Raw genomic sequence first — 1416 nt, forward strand, 5'->3', positions numbered from 1 at the left:
CGGTAATCAGCGTGGCGACTTCTTGGCTGGCCAGCATTTTTTCAAAACGTGCTTTTTCGACGTTCAAAATTTTACCTTTGAGCGGCAAAATCGCTTGGAATTTGCGGTCGCGGCCCTGCATGGCGGAACCGCCTGCGGAGTCGCCCTCGACGAGGTAGAGTTCGGACAGGGCAGGGTCTTTTTCTTGGCAGTCGGCGAGTTTGCCCGGCAGGCCTAAACCGTCCATCACGCCTTTGCGGCGGGTAATTTCACGTGCTTTGCGGGCGGCTTCACGCGCGCGCGCGGCATCGACGATTTTGCTGGTGATGATTTTGGCTTCGGTCGGGTTTTCTTCAAGGAAGTCGGTCAAGGCTTGGTTGATGACTTCGTTGACGACGGGGCCGATTTCGCTGGAAACCAGTTTGTCTTTGGTTTGCGATGAGAATTTCGGATCGGGCAGTTTGACGGATAAAACGCAGGTCAGGCCTTCACGCATATCGTCGCCGGCGGTTTCCACTTTGGCTTTTTTGGCTACTTCGTTGGCTTCGATATAGTTGTTGATGGTACGGGTCATCACTTGGCGCAGCGCGGTCAAGTGCGTGCCGCCGTCGCGTTGTGGAATGTTGTTGGTGAAACATTGCACGCTTTCTTGGTAGCTGTCGTTCCATTGCATCGCGCATTCCACGCTCATGCCGTCTTTTTCGCCGAACGCGTAGAAGATTTTTTCGTGCAACGGCGTTTTTTTGCGGTTCATGTATTGCACGAAGCCGGCCACGCCGCCGGAGAGGGCGAAGCTTTCGTGTCTGCCGTCGCGTTCGTCGATCAGTTCAATGTCTACGCCGTTATTGAGGAAGGAAAGTTCGCGGATACGTTTGGCAAGGGTGTCGAAGCTGTATTCGACATTGCCGAAGGTTTCGCTGCTGGCGAGGAAGCGTACGGTTGTACCTTTTTTGTCGGAATCGCCGACAACCTTCAACGGCTCTTCGGCTTCGCCGCGTACGAAGCGGACGAAGTGTTCTTTGCCGTCGCGGTAGATGGTCAGCGTTACCCAGTCGGACAGTGCGTTGACGACGGATACGCCCACGCCGTGCAGGCCGCCGGAGATTTTGTAGCTGTTGTTGTCGAACTTGCCGCCCGCGTGCAATACGGTCATGATGACTTCGGCGGCGGAGCGTCCTTCTTTCGGGTGGATGCCGGTGGGCATACCGCGCCCGTTGTCGGCCACGCTGACGGAATTGTCGGCATGGATGGTTACGGTGATTTTGTCGCAATGTCCCGCCAATGCCTCATCGACGGCGTTGTCCAATACTTCGAACACCATGTGGTGCAGGCCGCTGCCGTCCTGCGTGTCGCCGATATACATACCGGGGCGTTTGCGTACCGCTTCCAAGCCTTCCAGCACTTGTATGCTGTCGGCGCCGTATTCTTCGTGTTTTT

Annotated in this window: 1 protein-coding gene; it reads right to left on the reverse strand. The window is 56.0% G+C overall.

The annotated features are described in order from the left end of the window. A partial coding sequence (locus tag ACTHUT_RS20645) for a DNA gyrase subunit B (RefSeq protein ID WP_440419671.1) occupies window positions 1-1416 on the reverse strand: 1416 nt, incomplete at both ends.

Source organism: Neisseria sp. P0022.S010, from assembly GCF_051956635.1.